At 71.5% G+C, this 20315-nt stretch carries 22 protein-coding genes and 1 pseudogene; 11 read left to right on the forward strand and 12 right to left on the reverse strand.

The features are described 5' to 3' along the window. Nucleotides 1-29: 29 nt before the first annotated feature. Nucleotides 30-1100, reverse strand: coding sequence for a bile acid:sodium symporter family protein (locus tag J7E91_RS34295; RefSeq protein WP_214911164.1), 1071 nt, complete (start codon nucleotides 1098-1100; stop codon nucleotides 30-32). Between the two features lie 280 nt (nucleotides 1101-1380). Between J7E91_RS34295 and J7E91_RS34300 the strand changes: the two genes are divergently transcribed. The 3 genes from J7E91_RS34300 to J7E91_RS34310 all read left to right on the forward strand — a co-directional run bounded on the left by J7E91_RS34300 (nucleotide 1381) and on the right by J7E91_RS34310 (nucleotide 4748). Next, nucleotides 1381-3180: a long-chain fatty acid--CoA ligase gene (locus J7E91_RS34300; protein WP_214911166.1), complete on the forward strand. Its 1800-nt coding sequence runs from the start codon at nucleotides 1381-1383 to the stop codon at nucleotides 3178-3180. A gap of 107 nt (nucleotides 3181-3287) precedes the next feature. After that, the gene (locus J7E91_RS34305) at nucleotides 3288-4124 is read left to right on the forward strand and encodes an aldo/keto reductase (protein WP_214911168.1); all 837 of its coding nucleotides are present in this window, start codon (nucleotides 3288-3290) and stop codon (nucleotides 4122-4124) included. A gap of 144 nt (nucleotides 4125-4268) precedes the next feature. Then, nucleotides 4269-4748 carry an RICIN domain-containing protein gene (locus J7E91_RS34310; protein ID WP_214911169.1) on the forward strand — a complete coding sequence of 160 codons (480 nt, stop codon included), beginning with the start codon at nucleotides 4269-4271 and terminating at the stop codon, nucleotides 4746-4748. Nucleotides 4749-4772: 24 nt separating this feature from the next. Here the strand turns inward: J7E91_RS34310 and J7E91_RS34315 are convergent, their stop codons facing one another. The 3 genes and pseudogenes from J7E91_RS34315 to J7E91_RS37185 form a co-directional block, all read right to left on the reverse strand. After that, nucleotides 4773-5675: a trans-aconitate 2-methyltransferase gene (locus J7E91_RS34315; RefSeq protein WP_214911171.1), complete on the reverse strand. Its 903-nt coding sequence runs from the start codon at nucleotides 5673-5675 to the stop codon at nucleotides 4773-4775. 94 nt (nucleotides 5676-5769) lie between these two features. After that, entirely contained in the window at nucleotides 5770-6015 is a 246-nt protein-coding gene (locus J7E91_RS37180) for a WYL domain-containing protein (protein WP_308377555.1), read from the reverse strand. 7 nt (nucleotides 6016-6022) lie between these two features. Further along, nucleotides 6023-6301 (reverse strand): annotated as a pseudogene (locus J7E91_RS37185) (helix-turn-helix transcriptional regulator); the annotation flags it as partial. A 62-nt stretch (nucleotides 6302-6363) separates the two neighbouring features. On the opposite strand from J7E91_RS37185, the gene J7E91_RS34325 reads away from it, so the two are divergent. After that, nucleotides 6364-6846, forward strand: coding sequence for a hypothetical protein (locus tag J7E91_RS34325; RefSeq protein WP_214911174.1), 483 nt, complete (start codon nucleotides 6364-6366; stop codon nucleotides 6844-6846). Between the two features lie 76 nt (nucleotides 6847-6922). Here J7E91_RS34325 and J7E91_RS34330 read toward each other — a convergent pair whose 3' ends face one another. Next, complete coding sequence (locus J7E91_RS34330; protein ID WP_214911176.1) at nucleotides 6923-7228, reverse strand: 4a-hydroxytetrahydrobiopterin dehydratase; 306 nt, start codon at nucleotides 7226-7228, stop codon at nucleotides 6923-6925. Nucleotides 7229-7342: 114 nt separating this feature from the next. On the opposite strand from J7E91_RS34330, the gene J7E91_RS34335 reads away from it, so the two are divergent. Further along, complete coding sequence (locus J7E91_RS34335) at nucleotides 7343-8152, forward strand: helix-turn-helix domain-containing protein (RefSeq protein WP_214911178.1); 810 nt, start codon at nucleotides 7343-7345, stop codon at nucleotides 8150-8152. A 12-nt stretch (nucleotides 8153-8164) separates the two neighbouring features. Here J7E91_RS34335 and J7E91_RS34340 read toward each other — a convergent pair whose 3' ends face one another. After that, nucleotides 8165-8578 carry a hypothetical protein gene (locus J7E91_RS34340; RefSeq protein ID WP_214911180.1) on the reverse strand — a complete coding sequence of 138 codons (414 nt, stop codon included), beginning with the start codon at nucleotides 8576-8578 and terminating at the stop codon, nucleotides 8165-8167. Between the two features lie 232 nt (nucleotides 8579-8810). Between J7E91_RS34340 and J7E91_RS34345 the strand changes: the two genes are divergently transcribed. From J7E91_RS34345 to J7E91_RS34360, 4 genes are all read left to right on the forward strand, one after another. Then, entirely contained in the window at nucleotides 8811-9104 is a 294-nt protein-coding gene (locus J7E91_RS34345; protein ID WP_214911182.1) for a hypothetical protein, read from the forward strand. Nucleotides 9105-9325: 221 nt separating this feature from the next. After that, nucleotides 9326-10168 (forward strand): ABC transporter substrate-binding protein, encoded by an 843-nt coding sequence (locus J7E91_RS34350; RefSeq protein WP_214911184.1) that lies wholly within the window; start codon nucleotides 9326-9328, stop codon nucleotides 10166-10168. After that, complete coding sequence (locus J7E91_RS34355; RefSeq protein ID WP_214911186.1) at nucleotides 10135-10965, forward strand: amino acid ABC transporter permease; 831 nt, start codon at nucleotides 10135-10137, stop codon at nucleotides 10963-10965. The genes J7E91_RS34350 and J7E91_RS34355 overlap by 34 nt, the downstream gene beginning before the upstream one ends. 10 nt (nucleotides 10966-10975) lie before the next feature. Next, nucleotides 10976-11764, forward strand: coding sequence for an amino acid ABC transporter ATP-binding protein (locus J7E91_RS34360; RefSeq protein WP_214911188.1), 789 nt, complete (start codon nucleotides 10976-10978; stop codon nucleotides 11762-11764). Between the two features lie 70 nt (nucleotides 11765-11834). On the opposite strand, the gene J7E91_RS34365 is transcribed toward J7E91_RS34360, so the two are convergent. The 4 genes from J7E91_RS34365 to J7E91_RS34380 all read right to left on the reverse strand — a co-directional run bounded on the left by J7E91_RS34365 (nucleotide 11835) and on the right by J7E91_RS34380 (nucleotide 16454). Next, entirely contained in the window at nucleotides 11835-12308 is a 474-nt protein-coding gene (locus J7E91_RS34365; protein WP_214911190.1) for an NUDIX hydrolase, read from the reverse strand. Beyond that, nucleotides 12305-13681: an amino acid permease gene (locus J7E91_RS34370; protein WP_214911192.1), complete on the reverse strand. Its 1377-nt coding sequence runs from the start codon at nucleotides 13679-13681 to the stop codon at nucleotides 12305-12307. Before J7E91_RS34370 ends, J7E91_RS34365 begins: the two co-directional genes overlap by 4 nt. Before the next feature lie 68 nt (nucleotides 13682-13749). Further along, nucleotides 13750-15909, reverse strand: coding sequence for an alkaline phosphatase family protein (locus J7E91_RS34375; RefSeq protein ID WP_308377553.1), 2160 nt, complete (start codon nucleotides 15907-15909; stop codon nucleotides 13750-13752). 140 nt (nucleotides 15910-16049) lie between these two features. Next, on the reverse strand, nucleotides 16050-16454 hold the full coding sequence (locus tag J7E91_RS34380; protein ID WP_028813023.1) for a hypothetical protein: 405 nt from the start codon (nucleotides 16452-16454) through the stop codon (nucleotides 16050-16052). A 218-nt stretch (nucleotides 16455-16672) separates the two neighbouring features. Between J7E91_RS34380 and J7E91_RS34385 the strand changes: the two genes are divergently transcribed. Both J7E91_RS34385 and J7E91_RS34390 read left to right on the forward strand, forming a co-directional pair. Beyond that, a complete protein-coding gene (locus tag J7E91_RS34385; protein WP_214911194.1) occupies nucleotides 16673-17452 on the forward strand; it encodes an MBL fold metallo-hydrolase in 780 nt (259 codons plus the stop codon). Between the two features lie 41 nt (nucleotides 17453-17493). Further along, complete coding sequence (locus J7E91_RS34390; RefSeq protein WP_374224825.1) at nucleotides 17494-18129, forward strand: DedA family protein; 636 nt, start codon at nucleotides 17494-17496, stop codon at nucleotides 18127-18129. Here J7E91_RS34390 and J7E91_RS34395 read toward each other — a convergent pair. Continuing rightward, entirely contained in the window at nucleotides 18086-19201 is a 1116-nt protein-coding gene (locus J7E91_RS34395; protein WP_214911196.1) for an MBL fold metallo-hydrolase, read from the reverse strand. The genes J7E91_RS34390 and J7E91_RS34395 overlap by 44 nt on opposite strands. Before the next feature lie 38 nt (nucleotides 19202-19239). Continuing rightward, entirely contained in the window at nucleotides 19240-20307 is a 1068-nt protein-coding gene (locus J7E91_RS34400) for an aminotransferase class I/II-fold pyridoxal phosphate-dependent enzyme (RefSeq protein WP_251016699.1), read from the reverse strand. Between the last annotated feature and the right edge of the window lie 8 nt (nucleotides 20308-20315).

A 20315-nucleotide genomic window follows, 5' to 3' on the forward strand; every position in this document is an offset into this window, starting at 1 on the left:
TGCTTGGTAGTGCCGCTTGCGGCAGCCTTTCAGCCCGTCCGGCGCTTGAGGACCGGGGTCTGGGGCGGAGCCACAGTTCGGGAAGGGGCGGGTAGGGGAAAAGCCCCGCAGGGCCGCCCCGCATCCCGCGAACGCCGTTTGGCGATCACCGCGCACACCATCAGCTGCATCTGGTGGAACAGCATCAGCGGCAGTACGGCCAGGCCCGCCCCGGCCCCGAACAGCACGCTCGCCATGGGAAGCCCCGCCGCCAGCGACTTCTTCGACCCGGCGAACTGGATCGCGATCCGGTCCGCCCGGTCGAACCCGAGCCGCTTCGCCCCGTACCAGCTCACCGTCAGCATCGCCGCGAGCAGCACCGCCTCCACCGCCACCAGCGCCCCGAGCCGGCCGGGGCTCACCTGGTGCCAGATGCCCTCGGTCACGCCGTGGCTGAACGCGGTGTAGACGACGAGCAGGATCGAACCGCGGTCGACGTAGCCCAGCGCCTTCTTGTACCGCACCAGGAACCCGCCGATCCACCGGCGCAGCAGCTGGCCCGCGGCGAACGGAACCAGCAGCTGGAGGGCGATCCTCGGCACCGAGTCCGCGGTAAAGCCGCCCGCGGCGCCGCCGATCAGCAGCGCCGCGAGCAGCGGGGTGAGGACGATACCGACGAGGCTGGAGAAGGAGCCCGCGCAGATCGCCGCCGGGACGTTGCCGCGTGCGATCGAGGTGAAGGCGATCGAGGACTGGATGGTCGAGGGGACCAGGCACAGGAAGAGGAGGCCGCCGTACAGCTCAGGCGTGAGGACGTACGGGACGAGGCCCTTCGCCGCGAGACCGAGCAGCGGGAAGAGCGCGAACGTACAGATGAGGACCGTCAGGTGCAGCCGCCAGTGGCGCAGTCCGTCGAGCGCCTCGCGGGTGGAGAGCCGGGCGCCGTACAGAAAGAACAGCAGCGCGACCGCTCCGGTGGAGACCCCGCCGACTGCTTCGGCGGCCGTGCCGGACGCCGGCAGCAGGGTCGCGAGGACGACCGTCCCGAGGAGCAGCAGGATGTACGGATCGACCGGCAGCCAGGACGGGAACTGGAACTGCGACGTGCGGCGGCGGCTCATCTGCTCCACTTGCTCGCTCTCGGTCGGTACGGGCCCTGTTCATGGTCACACCTGTTGCCGGCGACCGGGAATCCGGTGCCACGGCCGGGTATCCGGGACGGCCCGGGACGGGAAATGGGAAGCGGGCGTACAGATTCCGTGGAGATTTCCACACCATACTTACTCCACGGTCAGAAGAGCGCCCGAGCCTTCCCCATGTGACCCTCGGTTGGGGTAGCGTCACGGCGCTGTGCGGAGCGCCACAAGGAGCAGGTCATTGCGCGAGTTCACTGTCCCACCCATGGCGACGGCGCCTCAGGTCGGCGGGCTGGCGGACGTCGTCTTCGATCACGCGGAGGAGGATCCGCACCGCGTCGTGCTCGGGCGCAAGGGTGAGGACGGGTGCTGGCACGACGTGTCGGCGGGCCGGTTCCGGGACGAGGTGCTGGCCGTCGCCAAGGGGCTGCTGGCACACGGGGTGCGGTTCGGCGACCGGGTCGCGATCATGTCCCGTACGCGCTACGAGTGGACCCTCTTCGACTTCGCGTTGTGGACGGTCGGGGCCCAGCCGGTCCCGGTTTATCCCACGGCCTCCGCCGATCAGGTCTTCTGGACCCTGCACGACGCCGGTGTCACCGCCTGCATGGTCGAGCACGAGGACCATGCGATGACCATCGGCTCGGTCGTCGACCGGCTGCCGATGCTCAAGCGGCTCTGGCAGCTCGACACGGGCGCGGAGGCCGAACTCGTCCGGGCGGGTGCGCATATCGACGACGAGGTGGTGCACCGCCACCGCCGGGCGGTGACGCCCGATTCCGTGGCGACCGTGATCTACACGTCGGGGACCACGGGGCGGCCCAGGGGCTGTGTGATCACGCACGCCAACTTCATGTACGAGACCGACACCGTACTGGCCCGCTGGGAATCGGTGTTCCGTGCCAAGCCGGGCGACGAGGCGGCGACGCTGCTGTTCCTGCCGCTCGCGCATGTCTTCGGGCGGATGGTCGAGGTCGCGGCGGTGCGGGGGCGCGTCAAGCTCGGGCACCAGCCGGTGCTCGCGGCGCACGCGCTGATGCCCGACCTGGTCGCTTTCCGGCCGACCTTCATCCTGGCCGTGCCGTACATCTTCGAGAAGGTCTACAGCGGCGCGCGGCGCAGGGCCGAGGCGGACGGGAAGGCCGGCCCGTTCGACAAGGCCGTCGAGGTGGCGGTGCGGTACGCCGAGGCGCAGGAGCACCGGGCGTTCGGCACCGGCTCCGGTCCTTCCGCCGCGCTGCGGCTCCAGCACCAGTTCTTCGAGAAGGCCGTGTACGCGAAGGTGCGCGAGGCCATGGGCGGGCGCGTGCGGCACGCGATGTCCGGCGGTTCGGCGATGGGGCGGCGGCTCGGCCTGTTCTTCGCGGGCGCGGGCGTGACCATCTTCGAGGGGTACGGGCTCACCGAGTCGACGGCGGCCGCGACCGCCAACCCGCCCGAGCGCACCCGGTTCGGCACGGTGGGGCAGCCCCTGCCCGGTACGACCGTGCACATCGCCGACGACGGCGAGATCTGGCTGCGCGGCGGCCAGGTCTTCGCCGGGTACCTGAACGACCCCAAGTCCACCGACGCCGTACTGCGCGACGGCTGGCTGGCCACGGGGGACATCGGCTCGCTGGACGAGGACGGCTATCTGACGATCACCGGGCGGAAGAAGGAGATCCTGGTGACCTCGGGCGGCAAGAGCGTGTCGCCGGCCGGTCTCGAGGAGCGCGTACGGTCGCATCCGCTGGTGGCCCAGTGCCTCGTCGTCGGCAATGACAGGCCGTACATCGCGGCGCTCGTCACCCTCGACCGGGAGGCCGTGGACCACTGGCTCCAGATGCGCGACAAGCCGCCGCTCAGCGCGGCCGACCTGGTGCGGGACCCGGATCTGGAGATGGAGGTACGGCGTGCGGTGGTGGCCGCGAACACGCTGGTCTCGCAGGCGGAGTCGATCCGTACGTTCCGGATACTGGCCCACGAGTTCAGCGAGGAGCACGGGCTGCTGACCCCCTCGCTCAAGCTCAAGCGCAAGGCGATCGAGACGGCGTACCGGGTGGAGGTCGACGCGCTGTACCGGTGACGTGCTGATGGGACATCAGGTAATGCGGAGAATGCGGCGGGAATGCGTGGAGCCCCGTAATCGTTGACGCTGGGAGTACCAACCGACGACGTAAGGATCGATCGCTCGTGAGCAAGGCCCCCTCCCTCACCCTGAACAACGGCGTCGAGATGCCCCAGCTCGGTTTCGGCGTCTGGCAGGTGCCTGACGACGAGGCCGAGAAGGCGGTAGGCACAGCCATCCAGGCCGGGTACCGATCCATCGACACGGCCGCGATCTACGAGAACGAGACGGGCACGGGCAAGGCCATCGCCGCCTCCGGTGTCGCCCGCGACGAGCTGTTCGTCACGACGAAGCTCTGGAATTCCGAGCAGGGGTTCGACTCCACGCTGCGCGCCTTCGACGACTCGCTGGCGAAGCTGGGGCTGGACTACGTCGACCTGTACCTGATCCACTGGCCGCTGCCCTCCAAGGACGCGTACGTGGACACGTACAAGGCCTTCGAGAAGATCTACGCCGACGGCCGTGCCAGGGCGATCGGCGTCTCCAACTTCCTCCCGGAGCACCTGGAGCGTCTGATCGGCGAGACCTCGGTCGTCCCGGCCGTCAACCAGATCGAGCTCCACCCGCAGCTTCAGCAGGAGGCCTCGCGCGCCTTCCACGCCCAGCACGGCATCGCGACCGAGGCCTGGTCGCCGCTCGGCCAGGGCAAGGGGCTGCTCGAGGTGCCGACGGTCGTCGCCGTGGCCCGCAAGCACGGCAAGACCCCGGCCCAGGCGGTGCTGCGCTGGCACCTCCAGACCGGCAACGTCGTGATCCCCAAGTCCGTGACGCCGTCCCGGATCGAGGAGAACCTCGACGTTTTCGACTTCGAGCTGGACGCCGACGACCTGGCGGCCTTCGCCGCGCTCGACGAGGGCAAGCGTCTCGGCCCCGACCCGGCGACCTTCGACTTCGGCGCCTGAGCCCGAGCGGTACAGGCGTCACCGCTGCGGCGCCAACCGGTTCGCGTACGATCCGGTTGGCGCCGTTCGCCGTGCGCGGCCCCGAACGCGGCCAGCCGCCGACCGCAGCCCTCAATGCCCCAACTGCCTGAAAGAGTACGGAACATGAGCGGGGACGCCCCGAAGCCGCAGGCCATCCAGGAAGGCCCGTACCGGCTGCGCAATGTCGGCAGCGGCCTGCTCCTGGAGGTGTACGGCGGCCACAAGGGCAGCGGTGCCAACGTCCAGCAGGGCAAGGACACCGGCGCTCCGGCGCAGCAGTGGGAGGTGTCCGCCGTGCACAGCGGCGGCGGCCTGTACCACCTGGTGAACGCCGCCAGCGGCAAGCGGCTCGACGTCGCCGGGGCCTCCACCGAGAACGGCGCCAACGTCCAGCAGTGGAAGGCCAACAACTTCGGCGCCCAGGAGTGGGTCATCGAGCAGCACCTGGACGCGCCGGGCACGGTCACGCTGATCAGTTACGTCAGCGGGCTGCTGCTCGAAGTCGCGGAGGGCAGCATGGACGACGGCGCGAATGTGCGGCAGTGGGAGGACACCGACTCCCCCGGCCAGTGGTGGCAGTTGGAGCCGGTGATCACTCCGTAGGCGCGGCGTCCGGCCGGCCGCCGCTCAGGCGCGGTGCGCGATGTGCACTGTGCGCGCCTGCAGCAGGAATACGTCGCGGCGCCGGGCCAGCCCGGCCTCGTCCCGCGCGTCCAGCAGCCGGTCCAGCGTCGCCGCGTCGTCGGCCGTCAGGTGCTCGGCGAACACCTCCCGCAGCCGCGTGAAACTTTCGACGACCAGGTGGCGCGCGACGCCCGACAGCGGAGCCGGCAGGTCGAGCAGGAAGGAGCGGCTGCCGCCAGGGGTGAGACCGGCGGCGGCCAGCAGCGCGCTCCAGTCCTCCACCTCCGGCTTCGCGCCGGGCAGCGCCTCCCGCATCTGCGTGAACCGCTCGCTCGACACGGCCTCCAGCCGCGCCTCCAGTCCCGGCCTGCCGATCCCGATGTCGCGGGGCAGGCGGCGCACCGGCAGCCCGCCCTCGAACAGCGCCACCGTTCCGCCGGGGCGCAGCAGCCCGGCGAAGCCGGTGAGGGCGGCGCGCTGGTCTCCGACGTGGTGCAGGGAATTGGCGGCCCACACCAGGTCGGCCTCGCCCAAGGAACCGAGCTCGTCGGGGACTTCGGCGACGACGGTACGCACTCTCTCCCCCAGACCGGACCGCTCCGCCCGCGCCCGCGCGCGCTCAAGGAGCGCGGGCGTACTGTCGACGGCCACGACCTCCGCGTCCGGGAATGCCTCGGCGAGCATGCAGGTGATGAGTCCGGGGCCGCTGCCGATGTCCAGGACGCGGCGTACGCCCTGCGCACCCCGGAAGCGCCCGGCGATCCAGGCCGCGGCCTGCTCGTACACGGGACGGTGCACCTCCGCCTCGTGCTCCAGGTGCGTGCCGAGCGCGTCCCAGTCGAAGTCGGTGGCGTGGTGACCGTGCTGGTGGCTCTTGGTCTGGCTGTCACTGTGGGTGTGGGTCATGTGTCCACCTTCTCGCCGGACCGCTCTTCCGGCGAACCTTCTTGCCATTCCAGCAAGCCGCCGGGGCGTGGGACGGCCGGGGAGCACCGGCCGGTCAGGGGGCGCCCGTGGCGTAGAGGGCGCCGAGGTCGCGCACCGTCTCCCGCAGGCGGTCGCGCAGCTCGGCCGGTTCCAGCACCTCGACCTCCGCGCCGAGTCCGAGGAACTGGCCGTGCGCGTGTTCGGTGGTCTCGATGGGCAGGACGGCCCGTATCCAGTCGCCGGCCGGCTCGGGCCTGCCGGTGGCCGCCACGGCTTCGGCGGCAGCCCCGGTGAGCCGGGCGGCGCCGCGCGGTGAGATCCGTACGACCGAGTTCGGCGGCGGGCCCCGGTATGCCCGAGAGGAAGAGCGCCTCGGCCTCGTCGGTGGTGAGGCCGGTGAGCCGGGTCCGGTAGCCCGCGAGGAGTTGGTAGCCGCCGGCGTGCCCGGCGTCGCCGTACAGCGGGACACCGGCGGCGTGCAGAGCCTCGACATCGCGGTACACGGTACGTACCGACACCTCCAGCTCTTCCGCGAGCCGGGCAGCGGTCATCCGGCCCCGGGTCTGGAGCAGCAGCAGGATCTGGACGAGGCGGCTCGCACGCATGCCGGAAGTCTGCCGCACTCCACTGACAGAAGGTGTCAGTGGAGTGGCTCTACCTTCCCGCCATGACCTTTACGGAGAAACTGCTGCGGGTGCCGCCGCCCCTCGAAATCGGCGGCCGCCGCATCAAGCGCTACCACGTCACCGCCGACCCGGCCGGGATCGATCCCGAGGTGGAGAAGGCCGCGTACGCGATCCTCCCCAGCCTGCTGCCCGAGCCCGACGGCACACCGCCGGCGACGTTCGTCGTCCTGCACCGCGGCGGGGACAGCGGGGCGTACCTCAACGCGTACAGCTGGGTGTGGGACAACGTCCTGCACTTCGGCGGCGCGGCGGCGGGCCAGCCCGCGCTGGGCTGCCCGGACCTGGACCCCACCCACTTCATCAAGACGACTTCCCCGTGGATCGGCTGCGTCTGGGAGCTGCCGCCGATCCTGCACGAACGCGACGCCTGGGTGCGGCACATGCTCGCGGACCCGGCCGCGCCCGATCTCGACGCGTACATCGCCGACACCCTCCCCGAGGGCACCACGGGCGACCGCTCATGAACGACTTCGGCTTCATCCGGCATCAGCGACACCACGGCCCGCTGGGAGCAGGCCTTCTCCGCCGACGGCGATGGCCTCAGCTCGCGCCGTGTCCCGGCGCGATGTCCTCGACCCGGCGGGCGAGCTCGAAGTCGAGGTCGGTGACGGCGCCTCCCGCGCTGTGCGTGTTCACGGCCAGCGCCACGGTGTTGTAACCGAGCGTCAGGTCGGAGTGGTGGTCCAGCTCGTCCTGGATCCCGGCGACGTGGACGACCAGTGCGGCGGCCGCGAAGTGCGTGCCGAGCCGGTACGTACGGGCGATCCGGTTGTCGTCCAGCGACCAGCCGGGGAGTTCGCGGAGACGGTCCTCGATCTCCTTCTGCGACAGCGGCTCAGTGGCCATGGCGAAGCTCCCTCCAGGATGCGGTGTTTGCCGGTGCTGCTGATCAGCCTCCCACCTTCCGGTCCGAATTGGCGCTCGGACGGCGCACCCGCATGTCGGTTACCGTCTTGTCCCATGACAACGGTCGCAGTCGACAAGGGTGTGGGCGCGCTGCTGCGCGGCTGGCGTGAGCGGCGCCGGCTGAGCCAGCTGGAGCTGGCGCTGCGCGCCGGTTCGTCGGCCCGGCACATCAGCTTCGTCGAGACGGGCAGGTCGCGTCCGAGCGAGGAGATGGTGCTGCGCCTGGCCGAACACCTCGACGTACCCGTGCGGGAGCGCAACGCCCTGTTGCTGGCGGCGGGTTACGCCCCTCAGTACGCAGAGACTCCGCTCGACGATCCGGCGCTGGGCGCCCTGCGCGAGGGCATCGAGCAGTTGCTGGCGGGATACGAGCCGTACCCCGCCCTCGTCGTCGACGGTTCGTACACCGTGGTCGCCGCGAACCGGGGGATCACGATGCTGCTCGACGGCCTGCCCGAGCATCTCCTCACGCCGCCGCTGAACGCGATGCGCATCACCCTCCACCCGGAGGGGCTGGCGCCGCGGATCCGCAATCTGCGGGAGTGGCGCGGGCATCTCCTGGCGCAGATGGAACGCCAGATCGCGCTGGTCAGGTCGGATGCGCTGCGTGCGGTGTACGACGAGGTGGCGGGCTATCCCGTGGCGGAGCGCGAGGCGGGAGACGCGCCGGGGCCGGAGGCTGCGCCGTACCCCTACTTCGCGCTGCCGCTCCAGGTCGAGCACGACGGCCACGTGCTGTCTTTTGTTTCGTCCATCTCGACGTTCAACACTCCCATGGACGTGACGGTCGCCGAGCTGGCCATCGAGACGTTCCTCCCGGCCGACCCGGCGACGGTCAAGTACCTCCAGTCGCTCGGCCCCTGAGCGGGCGGCCACTCAGCCGCGGGCGCGCAGCGCGAGGTACTGCAGCGCGGCGAAGCCGGCGACGGTCGCGGCCTGCATCGGGATCCAGACCGTCCCGGCCGTCGTCGGCGAGAACCACAGCGCGAGCGCGACGAGACCGGCCACGGCCCACGCCAGGTTCGCCTCGATGACGGCCTTGACGGGCAAGGTGGCGGGCTCCCGCCGGGAGGCCAGGTATCCGACGCCGGCGCCGAACACCACCAGGAACACCCCGAGTCCGAACAGCAGCCCGGACCCGACGCCGAGCAGCCGTCCGACGGGGCCGGAGGCGGCGACGTACACGAGCCCGTTCGTGGTGGTGACCACGGCGTCGAGCGCGAGGAAGCGGCGCAGCGTCGTCTGCGGGTCGGTGGTCCTGGAAAGGTTGGCGAGCAGGGTTGCGGACATGACGCATCAGCCTCCGTCGAGGTCGTACGGACTGGAAGGGGCCGGGGTCCGGGCGGAGTGCGCCGCCCGGCCCCCGGTAACCGCAACGATGCCGCGCTCGCGGGGGAGCGTCGATTACCTCGCGGGTAATGCCCCGCTGCCGCGCCCGGCGGAAACGCGGCTGCGACTGAAGATCCATTTCGTATAGAGTTACTTGCAGGTAATGACCGACCTGTACCAGGGGGAAGCTCCTATGCTTCGACGTATTTCCACGATTGCCGTGACCGCCGCGATGACCGGTGGCGTTCTCTTCGCGGCTCTGCCGGCGCACGCTGCCACAGCCACCGGCCAGCAGACCATGGCCGCTCGCGGCGGCGGCATCACCGTCAACATCGAAGAGCTGCGTAAGCAGTCCGCCGAGCTGAAGGCCAAGGCCGCCAAGCTGGACCGGATGGGCGAGCGCGAGGCGGCAAAGCGCGCCCGTGCCCAGGCCGCGGCGATCGACCGGCGGATCCAGCAGCTCATCGACGCCGAGAACAACATGTGATCCGTACCTCCACGCACCGTCGCCCGCCCCGAATCCATCGGGGAGGGCGTTGTGTTGTGCCGTCGCCGCACCACGCGCATGACACCCGGCGGGAGGGGAATAGGACGCGGCACAGTCCAGGCACCGAGAAGGGTTCCGCGAAGGCCGGGTCACTGGCTTACGATCACCGCTGACGGCTCGGTTCCCCCGCCGACGTCCGCCCCGCCCCATGGAGGTCAACCGTGTCCAGGACGGCCAAGGGCCATCGCGCCCGCCGCACCCGTACCCTCGCCACCGCCGGCGCCGCCGCGGCCGGGCTGTTCCTCGCCGTGGGCTGTTCCTCGGGCGACGAAGGGCCTGGCGAGGCGGCCGGCGGCGTACCGGTGGTCGAGAAGGGCAAGCTCACCACCTGCACGCATCTGCCCTACCCGCCCTTCCAGTCGGAGCAGGGCGGCAAGGTCGTCGGTTTCGACGTGGCGCTCATCGATCTCGTCGCCAAGAACCTCAAGGTCGAGCAGAAGATCCTCGACACGCCGTTCGAGAACTTCAAGACCGGCGCGTTTCTCAACTCGGGCGAGTGCGACCTCGCCGCCGCCGGTATGACCATCACCGACGAGCGCAAGAAGAACGTCGACTTCTCCGTCCCGTACTTCGACGCCACCCAGGCACTGCTCGCGACGAAGAAGAGCGGCGTCACCACGCTGGACCAGGTCAAGTCCGAGAAGAAGAAGCTCGGCGCGCAGGCGGAGACGACCGGCGAGAGCTACGCCACCGGCAAGGGCTTCGACCCGGTGGCGTTCGAGAGTTCCGACGCCGTACTGAACGGACTGCGCACCGGACAGGTCGACGCCGTCGTCATCGACTACCCCGTCGTGCAGGGATGGCTGAAGGACAAGGCGAACGCCGACGCGTTCGTCCTCGGCCAGAACATCGAGACCGGTGAGAAGTACGGGTTCTCGGTGAAGAAGGGCAACACCAAGCTGAAGGCGGCCATCGACAAGGCCATCACCGACGCCAAGGCCGACGGCACCTACAAGAAGCTCTACGAGCGGTGGATCGGACCGATGCCCAAGGTCCAGTCGTGACCTCTCGCCTCTCCAGGCGGCAGCGGCGCCGTATCTCGCAGGGCATCCAGTACGCCCTCTTCGTGGCGGCCCTGGTCCTGGTCGGTGTGCTGGCCGACTGGGACCGGCTGCAGAACCAGTTCGCGCAGAAGGACCTCGTAGCGCAGCTCTTCCCGGAGATCATCACCATCGCCCTGCGCAACACGGTGGTGTACACGCTCTCCGGCTTCGCGTTCGGGCTCGTACTCGGACTGATCGTCGCGCTCATGCGGCTGTCGTCCGTGGCCCCGTACCGGTGGGTCGCGAGCGTGTACATCGAGATCTTCCGCGGTCTGCCCGCCCTGCTGATCCTCATCTTCGTGGGCGTCGCGGTGCCGCTCGCGTTCCCGGGGACCGAGATTCCCGGTGGTACGTACGGGAAGGTCGCCCTGGGTCTGGGGCTGGTCGCCGCCGCCTACATGGCCGAGACCATCAGGGCCGGCATCCAGGCCGTGCCCAAGGGGCAGATGGAGGCCGCCCGTTCGCTGGGCTTCTCGCATGCCCGGGCGATGGTGTCGGTGATCATCCCGCAGGCGTTCCGCATCGTCATCCCGCCGCTGACCAACGAACTCGTCCTGCTGTTCAAGGACTCCTCGCTGGTGCTGTTCCTCGGCATCACCCTCAATGAGCGGGAACTGACCAAGTTCGGCAGGGACCTGGCCAGCCAGACCGCCAACTCCACCCCGATCCTCGTCGCGGGGCTGTGCTACCTGATCGTGACGGTGCCGCTGAGCTTCGTGGTGCGCCGCCTGGAAGCCCGCGCCGACAAGGCCAAGTGAGGACGAGCAGATGCCACAGCCCGAGATCGAGATCCGCGCTCTGCACAAGTCGTTCGGGGACAACCACGTCCTGCGCGGCATCGACCTGGACGTCGCCCGCGGTGACGTGGTGTGCGTCATCGGGCCGTCCGGCTCGGGCAAGTCGACGCTGCTGCGCTGCGTGAACCTGCTGGAGGAGCCCAGCTCGGGGCAGGTCTTCGTCGGCGGCACGGAAGTCACCGACATCGAGGTCGACATCGACGCGGTACGCCGCCGGATCGGCATGGTCTTCCAGCAGTTCAACCTCTTCCCGCACGTCACCGTGACGGAGAACCTCGTCCTTCCCCAGCGGCGCGTGCTCGGCCGGGGCAAGACCGAGGCCGCCAAGGTGGCCCGGGAGAACCTGGAGCGGGTCGGTCTCGCCGACAAGGCCGACGCCTACCCGGCGCAGCTGTCCGGCGGGCAGCAGCAGCGGGTCGCCATCGCGCGGGCGCTGTCCATGGGGCCCGAGGTGATGCTCTTCGACGAGCCGACGTCCGCACTCGACCCGGAGCTCGTCGGCGACGTACTCGCGGTGATGCGGGTGCTCGCCTCGGAGGGCATGACGATGATGGTCGTCACCCATGAGATGAGCTTCGCCCGGGAGGTCGCCGACCGCGTCGTGTTCATGGACGACGGCGTGATCGTCGAGGAGGGCCCGGCGGCGCAGGTCGTGGGCGATCCGCGGCACCGGCGCACGCGGGACTTCCTCAACCGCATCCTGGACCCGTCCGCCGCCGAGGCTCCCGGCTCCGAAGTCGGCGGGCCCGCGGCCGGCTGACCGCTGCGGGCGGCGGGCGGACATTCGCGGCCGAATGGCAGGGCCGGAGCCGGGGCGGGGCGGATCCGGTTCAGCGAGCCGTCGGGTAGCAGTGCGCCGGGGCGTCCGGGAGGTCCAGGTCCGGGCGCCAGGCGCGGAGTACGGACGCCGACGGTACGAAGAGGTCCTTGGGTACGTCGTCCATACCGAACCACTGCCACCGCACGATCTTGTGCGGCTCAGTGGCGCGCGCCGTACCCGTGGCGCTCTCCAGCACCGCGGCGGCCGTGACGCGGGTGACCCCGCGGAAGCCGTCCATCAGTACGGCGACGATGCGGACGCCTGCCGCGTCGGCGCGCAGGGACGTCTCCTCGGCCAGCTCGCGCACGGCGGCCTCCTCGAAGCTCTCACCGGCGTCGACCTTGCCGCCGGGCAGCTCCCAGCGGCCGTCGTGCCCGAGCCCGAGCAGGACGCGGTCGCCGGGGCCGACGACGATGACGCCTACGCCGGTCAGGCCGTTGGGGGTGGGGAAGGCCCGCTCCGGGCGCTCGGCGGTGGCCGTCATGCTGTCTGCCTCCTGGTCTTGCGGGCCGCGATCCACGCGTACACCAGCACGCCCGCGAAGAGGAACAGCACGCCCTGGTACACCGCCGCGTAGCCCGAGCCCGCCACCAGCCACATCGAGAAGCCGAAGGCCAGGGCCGCGAGGATCGCGTCGCGGAGCAGGCGGGGGCGGCTGACGCGGGCGGACTGGCCCGAGGCCAGGAAGTAGATCTGGGCGGCGGTCGACAGGAGGTAGGGGACCGTCGCCGTGAAGGTGGTGACCAGGACCAGGATCTCGAAGACGCCCTCGGAACCCGCCGTGTAGTTGTAGACCGTCAGGAGCGAGGCGAGGACGGCCGTGACGAGGACGCCCACGGTCGGCACACCGCGCCGCTTCGTGGCGAACACCGCGGGGAAAAGGCCGTCCTTGGCGGCCGCGTACGGCGTCTGCGCGCTCAGCAGCGTCCAGCCGTTCAGCGCGCCGGTCATGGACACCAGTGCGGCGCAGGCGACGGCGGTGCCGCCCCACGAGCCGCCGAACATCGCGTTCACGGCGTCGGAGAAGGGCGCGGTCGAGCCGACCAGCTTGTCGTGGGCGACGGTGCCGAAGACCGCGAGCGTGCCGAGCAGGTAGATGAACGCGGCACCGAGCGTGCCGAGGATCGTGGCGCGGCCGACGTTGCGCCGCGGGTCACGGACCTCGCCGGCGCTGACGGCGGCGGACTCCACGCCGAGGTAGCTGAAGAGCAGGATGGCCGCGGAGGCGGAGATCGCGCCGAAGGGCCCCTGGTCGCTCGCCTGGAACGGGCCGAGGTTCGACGCGTCGAAGAAGAAGAGGCCGCCGACGGCCACGAGCAGCAACGGTGCGAACTTCAGCACCGTCGAGACGAGCTGGACCGCGCCCACGTACCGCGTGCCGGCCAGGTTGGCGAGCGCTGGCAGCCACTGGAGGACGAGCGCGGCCGTGATCGTGGCGGCGAGCGATCCGTGGACGGGGAGGAGTACGTCCAGGTAGCCGACGGCGGCCACGGCCAGCGCCGCGTTGGACACCCAGGTGGTGATCCAGTAGCTCCAGGCGGCGAGGAAGCCGGCGAAGTCACCGAAGGCCTCGCGGGCGTAGACGTACGGGCCGCCGGTGCGCGGGTGCTTCTCGGCGAGGCGTCCGAAGACCAGCGCGAGTGCGATCGCGCCGAGGGTCAGGACGCCGAAGGCGACGAGGCTGATGGTGCCGAAGGGCGCGACGGAGGCGGGCAGCAGGAAGATTCCGCCGCCGATGATGTTGCCCATGACCAGGGCGGTCGCAACAGGCAGGCCGAAGCGCCGGGTGTGCTTGCCGGGGGCGTCGGCGCCGGCCGGCGCGGTGAGCTCGGGGGGTGGGGTGGCCAGGGTGGTCATGGGGTGGTGTGTGCCTCTCTCCGTACCAAAACCTGACCATGTTCTGGTACGGGGAACGGTGCTCCAAATCAGGCGGATTTATCCTGTACGGCACCGTCGCTGACCGGAAAAGGTCCTTCCGCTTCCGGTTCCGGCCGCCAATCCTCCGCCGACTCCCCCACCATCATGGGCACCTGCGGCCCCTGGCACTCCCGCAGCCACCGCCGCAGGACCCGGTGCACCTGCTCCGCGCCCGCCAGTTCCCGCCCGTCGGAGACGGGTGCGGAGAGGGTGTACGGCGACATGAGGAACGGTCTGGCCTGTTCGCCGCCGAGGCCGCCGTGCGAGCCGATCTGCTCCTCGAAGGCGTGCACACGGCCCGTCTCGGGATCGTGCCAGGAGTTGACCATGATATCGGCGACGTGGGGGAAGCCGGAGGTTCTGCGTACGGCGTCGGCGGCGCCCGCGCCGAACGCCGCCAGCGGCCCCGTGTCGCCCGTACGGCCGTCGCCGCTTTCGCCGTCACCGTCCAGCCGCAGTTCCGCGCCGTCGGCCCCGAGCACCAGCGCGCCGTGCTCCTCGCTCCGTAGGAGCAGGAAGCCGATTCCGGGGTGATTGGCGAGCGTCGTCAGCAGCGCCGGGTGGTGGCGGTCGATCTGCTCGCGCGTCGCCCGGCCCGCCACGTCGGGGAAGGAGATCAGTCCCAGATTGCCCGAGGCCAGCACCACCGGGTCGGTGCCGGGCTCCGGGTGCTCCTGCTCCTCCTCGTCGTCGGGCACCGGCCGGTGCAGCGCGGTCCGTACGGCGTCGCGCGCCTCCGACGCGCTGGTGGTGCGTGCCGCGCGGCGTGGGACGGGCAGCCCGCAGCCGGCCCTGACGAGGTTGGCGAGGGTGAGCCCGTACGCCGACTGGAAGGTCTCCCCCGGGCTCTGCCCGTGGTCGGACAGGAGCACGATCCGGTACGCGCGCGGGGCGTGCTCGGCGACCTTCGCGATCAGCTCCAGCGACCGGTCGAGCCGCTCCAGGACCTTCAGCGCGTCCGTGCTGTGCGGTCCGGAGTGGTGCGCCACTTCGTCGTACGCGACCAGGTCGGCGTAGACGGCGGTACGTCCGGCGAGCATGTCGCCGAGGACGGCGGCGACCACGATGTCCCGCTGGACGACGGTCGCGAAGGCCCGGATGAAGGGGTAGAGGCCGCCGCGCTTCACTCGCGGGCCGTCGCCGCGCAGCCGTGCGCGGGTGGACTGACCGATCTCGCGGACGACTTCGGCGGCGAAGGACATGGCGGTGCGCACGGCGTTGGCCGGATCGGAGAAGTACGCGAAGTAACCGGCGCGGGACCGGTTGGATTTGCCGCGCCTGGCGGCGATCGACAGGACCAGGGCGAGCTGGTCGGCGCCGCCGCTGAAGAGGTTGCCGCGGCTCGCGCCGTCGAAGGTGAGCAGCCCGCCGTCGCCGGTGCGGGCGATCGCGCGGCGCTGCATCAGGGCCGCGCCGGCCGGGCGGCTGGAGACGACGACCTCCCGGCCCTCCTTCTCGTACCAGCGGAACGCGGGGATGTCGTGGTTGGAGCCGTGCAGTATGCCGAGCTGGCTGGCGGCGGTCTGGCTGGACCAGTCGGTACGCCACGGGGTCAGCCGGTGCGTGGGTTCGTCACCGCCGAGCCAGGACGCCACGGTCGGCATCAGCCCGTCGGAGACCGCCTGGAGCAGCACGTCGTGGCCGACGCCGTCGAGTTGCAGGAAGAGCGTGCCGGGCAGTCCGTGGCGCCCGTCGTCGCCGCCGCGCCTGCCGCGGCGGTGCGCGAGCCGGGAGAGCCTGCGCCGGTACGCGTCGTCGTCGCGTACCGCGAGCGCTCCGGAGGTCGCCGAGGCGACGGCGGACATGACGGCGGCGACGACCACCGCGGTCTCGGGGTCGGCCTCGCCGCGCCCGTCGGGTATGAGGCTGAGCGCGACGAGCAGCAGCGAGCCGTTGAGGAAGAAGGCGAGCACGCCGACGACGAGTGCCGGTACGAGCAGCAGCGCCCGTACGGCCAGGGGCCAGACCAGCGCGCCGAGCAGACCGAACGCGCCCGCTCCCCAGACGGCGGTGAGCGCGACCTGGGTGATGCTGTCGGTGTCGTCGGCCCTGAGCTGGAAGTCGGGCAGGATGCCGGCGAGCACCAGCATCGTGAGCGTCGACACGGCCCATACCGTGACCACGCGCAGCAGGGCACTGCCCGCGCTGCGCCATCGCCGTCGGACCACGCCGTCCCCACCTCACGTCCCGGGCCGTACCTGGGGCCCGCTTGCTTTCCAGCGTGGCACAGCGGGACGAACTGCCCGGGCCCGCACCTGGTGATCGACGGCTGCAGCGGTCAGGAGAACGCCGGGAAGTTCAGAAGCGGTCAGCAGCCGTCATAACCGGCCGTCGGCATCGACAGTCTCCGGTGCACGCCGGCCTTCGTCGCGGCGCTGTACGCGGGCTCGTCGAGCCCGGCCGTCTCCAGGCGTACGCCCTTGCGCTCGCACTCCGCGGAGAATTCCCGCACGGAGGTCAGGGCCCGCGCGAGCACGCGCTCGTTGGGCGCGACGAACAGGTCGACCGCCCCCGCCTCGACGTCCGCCCACAGCGCGCGGTGGTCGGGGCGCATGCCGTAGCAGAGCAGCTGCCGTGTGACGACGTACCCCTTGTCGGCGGCCCAGCGCGCGCACATCGCCTGCTGACTGCGCGTGTCCACCAGGAACGGGTCGCTGTCGAGCTCCTCAAGTGGAGTCAGACTGGCGATGACCGCCACTCGTACCTCGTCCATGACGCGACCCCCTGCGGCGCTAGCTGTCGCCGCTGACCCTACTCCGCTCGCGCGACGGGGTGGAGGCGCACTGGGCGCACTCGGTGCACGGTCGTGGCGCTGCCCTTCCCCTCCCCCGGCCGTCACCGTCTACGCTCGTAGCGGGCACATCGCCGGTGAGAACCGGCGAGACCCGGCGAGGACCGGCGGACTGGTAACGACTGGCGAGGAGGCCTTTCGTGGCGGTGGAGATCACCTGGTGGGGGCATGCCACCTGCACCGTCGCGGACTCCGGGACCCGGGTGCTGACCGACCCCCTCTTCGCGCGGCGCCTCGCGCATCTGCGCCGCAGGCGCGGTGCGCTGCCGCCGCCCGAGGCCGCCGTGGCCGACGCCGTGCTCGTCTCGCACCTGCACGGCGACCATCTGCATCTGCCCTCGCTGGACCGCCTCGCGCCCGGCACCGCGCTGATCGTGCCGCGCGGCGCGGCGCGGGCAGTGCCCGCCCTGCGCAGGGTCGCGGGGCAAGGGCTGCGCATCACCGAAGTGGAGCCGGGCGACGAGGTACGGGTGAAAGGTGTGGTCGTACGGGCGGTTCCGGCGCTGCACGACGGGCGGCGGCTGCCGTTCGGGCCGCACCACGCCCCCGCGCTCGGCTACGTCGTCACCGGCGAGGCGCGTACGTACTTCGCCGGGGACACCGGGCTCTTCGACGACATGGCCGGCGCAGTGGGGCCGGTCGATGTGGCTCTGCTGCCGGTCGGCGGCTGGGGTCCTTTCCTGGGGCACGGGCATCTGGACGCGCGGCGGGCGGCGCAGGCGCTCGCACGGATCTCGCCGCGCGCGGCCGTGCCGGTGCATTACGGGACGTACTGGCCGATCGGGATGGACGGGGTCAGGCCGCACGAGTTCCACTCGCCGGGCGACGAGTTCGTGCGGCAGGCGGCGCGGCTCGCACCGGACGTCGCGGTGCACCGGCTCCGGCACGGCGAGAGTGTCCGGCCGGCGGGCCGCCGGTGATCCAGGCCGGTCTGATCGAGACGGCGCGGGACGTGGGGGGCATGGTGGGCGTGGTGGGCTTGGTGGGACAGGTCGGGCAGGTGAGCCAGGTGCCCCCGGAGTCGACCCAGCAGGCGGTCGGCTATCCGGCGCTGTTCGTGCTGGTGCTGCTGGGATCACTGGTGCCGGTGGTACCGACGGGCGCGCTGGTCAGTACGGCCGCCGTGGTGGCCTTTCACCACAGCGACCCGTTCGCGCTGCTCGTCGTCTTCGCACTGGCGGCGTCCGCCGCGTTCCTGGGCGACACAGGTCTGTACTGGCTCGGGCTGCGCGGGGTCCGCTCGAAGAACGGCTCGCGCCTGCTGGAGGCGCTGCGCGCCCGGGCCGCGCCCGACCGCCTTGAGCAGGCACGGAGCAAGCTCCACGAGCACCGGTCACAGGTCCTGGTGCTCTCCCGGCTCGTCCCGGCCGGCCGGATCCCGGTGATGGTGGCGTGCCTGCTGTCGAGGATGCCGATGCGCCGGTTCGCCCGGGGCGACGTACCGGCCTGTCTCGCCTGGGCGGCGGCGTACCAGCTCATCGGCATCCTTGGCGGCTCGCTCTTCCCCGAGCCGTGGCAGGGCGTGGTCGCGGCGGTGGCGCTGACGCTGGTCATCAGCGGGGCGCCGGCGGTGTGGCGCCGGTTACGGGGTACTTAGCGGGCCCACCGGCCCGGTCCGTCAGGGGCTCCAGCACGCGCGAGCCGCCGATCGGCAGGTCCCACAGCCGGTCGCGCGCCCGGCCCGCCTGCTGCCAGGCCGCCCGTACCCGGGTCAGCGGCTCCAGGACCGGCTCGGCGGAGAGCACGAACGTGCCCCAGTGCATGGGCGCCATGCGCGCCGCGCCGAGGTCCCCGCACGCCTGCACGGCCTCTTCCGGATCCGCGTGTACGTCGCTGAGCCACCAGCGCGGGTCGTACGCGCCGACGGGGAGCAGCGCGAGGTCGATGCCGGGGTGGCGGGCGCCGATCTCCTTGAACCAGTGGCCGTAGCCGGTGTCGCCCGCAAAGTACACCCGCTGTCCGTAGCCCTGTTGGTCGCTGAGTACCCAACCGCCCCACAGGGAGCGGCAGGTGTCGGTGAGGGAGCGCTTGCTCCAGTGGTGCGCGGGGACGAAGTCGAAGCGGACCCCGCCCAGTTCGGCGCCCTCCCACCAGTCGAGCTCGGTGACCCGGGTGAAGCCGCGGCGCCGGCACCAGCGGGCCAGGCCGGCCGGGACGAAGAGCGGCGTGTCGTGCGGAAGCCGCTTGAGGGTGGGGGCGTCCAGGTGGTCGTAGTGGTTGTGGCTGATGACCACGGCGTCGATCTGCGGCAGATCCTCCCAGCGGACGCCGACGGGCGTGACGCGGGCGGGCGTACCGAGGATCTTCTGCGACCAGACGGGGTCGGTGAGGATCGTGAGCCCGCCTATGCGTACGACCCAACTGGCGTGACCCGCCCAGGTGACGGCGAGGGTGGAGGTGTCGACGGCGGGCAGCGGGCCCGGCTCGTACGGCACCAGCGCGATGTCACGGAGGCCTTCGGGTCCCGGGCGCAGGGCGCCCTCGCGGGCGAGTCTCGCGAACGCCTTGAGGCCGGGGAGCGGGGTGGTGAGGCGGTCGGCGAACGACCGGGGCCAGGTGCGGATTTCACCCAGGGGGCGTGGCGGAGAGAGCGTGCCGGGGCCGGCGAGGGAGCGTACGGTCTGCCGCTCGGTCTGCTGCTCGGTCTGCGTCACTTGCGTCTCCGTCATCGAGGGGGCTCCGTTCGGTGGCGTAAGCCGGGTTGGGGTCAGCGAAGTTCGTCGAAGGCCTGGGTGAACGTGCTCAACGCTCGGGCCACATGCGGCAGTTCCAGTGGCTGTGCCGACGTGAGTGACTCCAGACGCTGCTCCGGGGTTGCCCCGAGGAGCGGAGCGGTCGCGATCCGTACGCGCAGCGTGGCCATTTCGTCGCCGAACCGGTGACCGCCGGGAGCGGGGGTGTCGAGGCGTGCGCTCAGGTACTCCTCCAGCTCCATCGAGTCGGTGACCTCACGGGCGGCGAGGCCGGCGCGCAGCGGCCCGAGGTCGGCGTACAGGTGGCGGCCGGCCTGGGGCGGGCGGGCGAGCGCGCCGGAGATGAGGACCGCGCGGTGCGCGGCGGCGGCCACGCGCGCGTGCAGCGCGGCGGCGGTCCGGAGCCTGACGGCCACCGGCTCCGGCTCACCGAGCGCGTACGTCGCCGCCTCCGCGACGGGCCCGGCGACGACGGCGCCGATCGCGGTCAGCAGGTCGAGGGTCCTGGCGTGCAGTGCGGCGCCGTGGCCGGTGAGGGGACAGCGGGCGACGGCGGCGGGCCAGCTCGCCGGCGTGTAGGCCCCGGCCAGGTCGGCGAGGACGGTCACCTGACCCGGGAACATCTCGGCGGGGCTGACGAACACCGTCTCCTGGGGGCGGTGCAGCGTGTCGCCCCAGGTCTCGTCGCTGATGATGTGCAGGCCCTCGGAGACCGCCGCCTCGCAGACCTCGTGCACGAGTTCGGGCGGGGCGACGGTGGCGGTCGGGTCGTCGGGGACGCAGAGCAGCAGGAGGCGCGGGTCGCCACCCTCGTCACGGACCCGTCGTACGGTCTCCAGCAGCGCGAACGGATCGGGTACGCCGCCGCACTCGGCCGGCGTGGGCACGTGGTAGGCCGCCCGGCCGAGCATCGTGGCCTGCGGCACCCACCAGGCGGGGCAGGGCCGCGGCAGCAGGACGTCGCCGCCGACGGCCGCCATCAGCGCGAACAGCAGCGGCTGGGCGCCGGACGCGGCTGCCACGCAGCGCGCCTCGACGTGCAGCCCGCGCCGCCACCAGTACGCGGCGGCGGCCCCGCGCAGGGCCGGCC

The organism is Streptomyces sp. ISL-99 (assembly GCF_018614005.1).
GTDB classification, from domain to species: domain Bacteria; phylum Actinomycetota; class Actinomycetes; order Streptomycetales; family Streptomycetaceae; genus Streptomyces; species Streptomyces flavidovirens.